This is a genomic window from Microcystis sp. M109S1 (genome assembly GCF_020247025.1).
Taxonomy (GTDB): domain Bacteria; phylum Cyanobacteriota; class Cyanobacteriia; order Cyanobacteriales; family Microcystaceae; genus Microcystis.
On record NZ_JADBRW010000446.1, the window covers coordinates 1 to 3,695 of the forward strand.

Annotated in this window: 3 protein-coding genes and 1 pseudogene; 2 read left to right on the forward strand and 2 right to left on the reverse strand. The window is 37.4% G+C overall.

What is annotated here, in order from left to right:
• Positions 1 to 160: pseudogene (locus IM322_RS21905) on the reverse strand (Uma2 family endonuclease); the annotation flags it as partial.
• Between the two features lie 86 nt (positions 161 to 246).
• Here IM322_RS21905 and IM322_RS21910 point away from each other — a divergent pair.
• Together IM322_RS21910 and IM322_RS21915 are read left to right on the forward strand one after the other, a co-directional pair.
• Entirely contained in the window at positions 247 to 1,710 is a 1,464-nt protein-coding gene (locus IM322_RS21910) for a lipopolysaccharide biosynthesis protein (protein ID WP_287674852.1), read from the forward strand.
• A gap of 17 nt (positions 1,711 to 1,727) precedes the next feature.
• The gene (locus IM322_RS21915) at positions 1,728 to 2,621 is read left to right on the forward strand and encodes a glycosyltransferase family 2 protein (RefSeq protein ID WP_287674854.1); all 894 of its coding nucleotides are present in this window, start codon (positions 1,728 to 1,730) and stop codon (positions 2,619 to 2,621) included.
• Positions 2,622 to 3,049: 428 nt separating this feature from the next.
• On the opposite strand, the gene IM322_RS21920 is transcribed toward IM322_RS21915, so the two are convergent.
• Positions 3,050 to 3,695 (reverse strand): Uma2 family endonuclease (locus IM322_RS21920; protein ID WP_287674857.1); only part of this gene is annotated, 646 nt, incomplete at its 5' end.

Genomic DNA, 3,695 nt, shown 5'->3' on the forward strand with positions numbered 1-3,695 from the left:
AATCTCCGGCAATAAACACCTTAGGGTCATCCGCAAAGATAATCTCTAAATTCTCCTTAATTTTGACAATCCACTCATATTGTTCGGTATTATCTGCCATCGGTTGACCATCGCTATCGGGGAAAAGAAGATCGTCGTCAACATCAAGATAACTAACCATTGTCTTTTAATTTTAATAGATGGTTGTTTTCTGATTATAGCAAGATTTTGATCTATAATAAAGGCTGAAATTAAAATATATTAAAGATGAACATTAAAAAGAAAACTATTCAAGGCATTTTTTGGTCAGGACTGCAAAATTGGGGTAGTCAAGCGGGTTCATTTATAATATTTTTAATTCTCGCTCGTCTATTAACTCCAGAAGCTTTTGGTTTAGTAGCATTGGCTAATGTATTGATAAACTTCATGCAGATTTTTTTAAATCAAGGGTTTGCTCAAGTATTGATTCAAAAACAGGATTTAGAATCGCAAGATATAAATACAGTTTTTTGGACACAGGTATTTACGGGATGTCTTTTAACAACTATCACTTTTTTTTCTGCTATTTTAATATCTAAAGTTTTTCATCAACCCTCTTTAATTCCTATCCTACAAATTCTTTCGTTAGTTTTTATTGTTAATGCTTTTAGTCAAACTCAAGCATCTCTATTAAGACGTGATTTTAAATTTAAAGTCCTGGCAACTCGCTCTTTATTAGGAATCATCATTGCTGGTATCGTCGGTGTGGTCATGGCACTTTTAGGATACGGTGTTTGGAGTTTAGTCAGCCAACAGTTAACCTACGAACTTATGGGGGTTATTGTTCTCTGGACAGCCAGTAATTGGCGACCTAAATGGCAATTTTCTTGGATAACTTTAACAGAAATATTTTCTTTTAGTATCAATGTTTTAGGATATAAAATGGTGGAGTTCTTTAACCAGAAAACTGATAATCTATTAGTCGGTTATTTTTTAGGGGAAGTTGCCCTAGGTTATTATGCAATTTCCCATCGAATTTTAGAAGTAATGACCCAATTGTTAATCGGAACATTAAACCAAGTTGCTTTACCAACTTTTTCGCGCTTGCAAAAAGATTCTCAAGGGTTTATAGCCGCCTATTATCGAATCACTCAATTTACCAGCTTAATCGCTTTTCCAGTCTTTTTTGCCGTGATAATTCTCAGTCCAGAATTAGTAATTAGTTTATTTGGACAAAAATGGACTAATGCTATTCCTATTCTGCAAATTATCTCCCTTGTGGGAATACTTCGGGCGATTACTGTCTTTCAAAGGTCTGCTTTTGTTTCCCTCGGTCAACCCTTGCTACAATTTAAATTAGGTTTACTCAATGCCACTTTAAATGTTATCGCTTGCCTCATCGCCGTGCAGTGGGGCATTTTAGCCGTAGCCACAGCTTATGTCCTCAGTGATTATCTAGTTTTTCCCCTCGGACAATGGCTTTTAAGTAAATTAATTTCCCTTTCTTGGAAAACCTATCTAGCTCAATTTATCGCCCCCATTACTAGCACGGTTATAATGGGTTTAACGATTTTAATAACTCAACAATTACTCAGCCCTTGGTTAGAACCTCAAGGTCGTTTAATAATATGCTCCCTTCTGGGAATAACTATCTATACTGCCACCCTCCGCTTCGCTTTCCCCCAATTATTTTCGCAAATTTTTACCACGCTTAATCTCCTGCAAAATTCTCCTAAAACTAGCCGCAAATAAAGAAACTATTCAAGTTTATGATGACAGAAACGCCAATCACTTTTTCTATTATTATTCCCACCTATAACCGTCCCGAAAGACTCAAAACCTGCCTAGACTCTCTCCTAAATCTCGATTATCCCCCAGATAACTTTGAAATTATTATCGTCGATGATGGCAGTAATCAACCCCTCGATACCCTGATTCAACCCTACCAAAATCAATTAAATTTAACTCTCCTTCGTCAGAATAATTCAGGACCGGCTAAAGCCAGAAATACTGGTGCTAACGCAGCCCAAGGTGAATATTTAGCCTTTACCGATGATGATTGCACCCTTGATCAAAAATGGCTCTCAGCCCTTGAAAAAGGCTTCTTAGAAACACCAAACGCTCTCTTAGGAGGAAAAACGATCAACGCCCTGCCCAATAACCCCTATTCCACTGCTAGTCAACTATTGATCGATTACCTCTACGATTACTATAATCACCAATCCCAAAAAGTCCAGTTTTTTGCTTCTAATAATTTCGCCCTTTCTAGAGAATTATTCCAAAAAGTCGGACAATTTGATCTTAGCTTTCCCCTCGCCGCCGGAGAAGATCGAGAATTTTGCGATCGCTGGTTAGGGGCTGGTTATCCCCTAGTCTATATTGACGATGCGATCATTTACCATGCCCATCACCTCACCCTGACTAAATTCTGGCGACAACATTTTAACTATGGTTGTGGTGCTTACTATTTCCATCAAATTCGTTCTCGTCGTAATCAAACATCCCTGAAAGTTGAGCCATTAAACTTTTACTTTCAACTACTAACTTATCCATTTTTAAACCAATGTGAGCAAACATCAAAAGTATTCCTTTCGGGTTTATTATTAATCTCACAATTAGCCAATATTTTAGGTTTTTTTAAGATAAAATTGCAAAATATTTAGCTCAATAAATTGCCAAAAATAAAAAAATGAACCAGAATTCTTCGATTAAAATAGGTATAGATGGCAGTTTTTTATCAGGTCAAAAACGAGGTCATGCTCGTTATGCTTTTGAGCTTTGTCGTGAACTAGACACATATTTACCTAACGCCAATTTCTTTATTTAGGGTCTGCTGAATAAATCTAAAAACCTTGTTGGGTAAGACTTTTAGACTTTTTGTCAATCAAAAAGTAGCGGACTGGGAGTGATCAGGGTGAAAATTCCGGGACTTTTTCCCTGAAAATTAGGTAGTTGACCACCTGAAAATCGGTAAAACCCCACACCCCACACCCTACCCCCAAGAAAAACTTTTTGCCGCAAACCCTAAATACTATTTTTCCAAAGTAAAGATAGAGATGGTCATGCCTGCTACGAATAAAGAAAAATGGTATTATTCTTCTTCTAAACTTAATCCTAACGCCTGTAAGCGTTCCGCTAGTCGATCCGCACGTTTTTTTTCTTTATCGGCACGTTTTTTTTCTTTATCGGCACGTTTCTTTTCTTTATCGGCACGTTTCTTTTCTTGACGCATTTGAGACTCTAACTCAACGGTTGTTAAAAACTTCTCTCCATCGGGACGATACAATTCTAAACTAGATTTATCCCAGATAAAACGCATACCTAAACGGGGACTTATCCAGTCATTGATGGGGATAATTTCTCTTAACTTTTCTCCCTGTCTTTGCCATCCTTGTAAACGACAGCGCATCGGGTTATATAAATAGTATTCTTCTACACTATATGTGTCATAAAACTCTAATTTTCGACTCATTTCTGCTTTTGTATTCTTCGGTGATAGAATTTCAAAAACCACTTGAGGAGCGATATTTTCTTCCTGCCATTGACGATAGGAACCCCTCCGTCCTTTGGGACGGCCAAAGGCTACCATCACATCGGGAGCAACCGGTGAAACCAAAGTAGAACGCAGAGGATACCAGAGTAAATCTCCGGCAATAAACACCTTAGGGTCATCCGCAAAGATAATCTCTAAATTCTCCTTAATTTTGACAATCCACTCATATTGTTCGGTATTATCT

Bases quoted from the DNA above. Each gene is read 5' to 3' on its own strand.
- IM322_RS21915 (WP_287674854.1), top strand. From the start codon at position 1,728: ATGATGACAGAAACGCCAATCACTTTTTCTATTATTATTCCCACCTAT.
- IM322_RS21910 (WP_287674852.1), top strand. From the start codon at position 247: ATGAACATTAAAAAGAAAACTATTCAAGGCATTTTTTGGTCAGGACTG.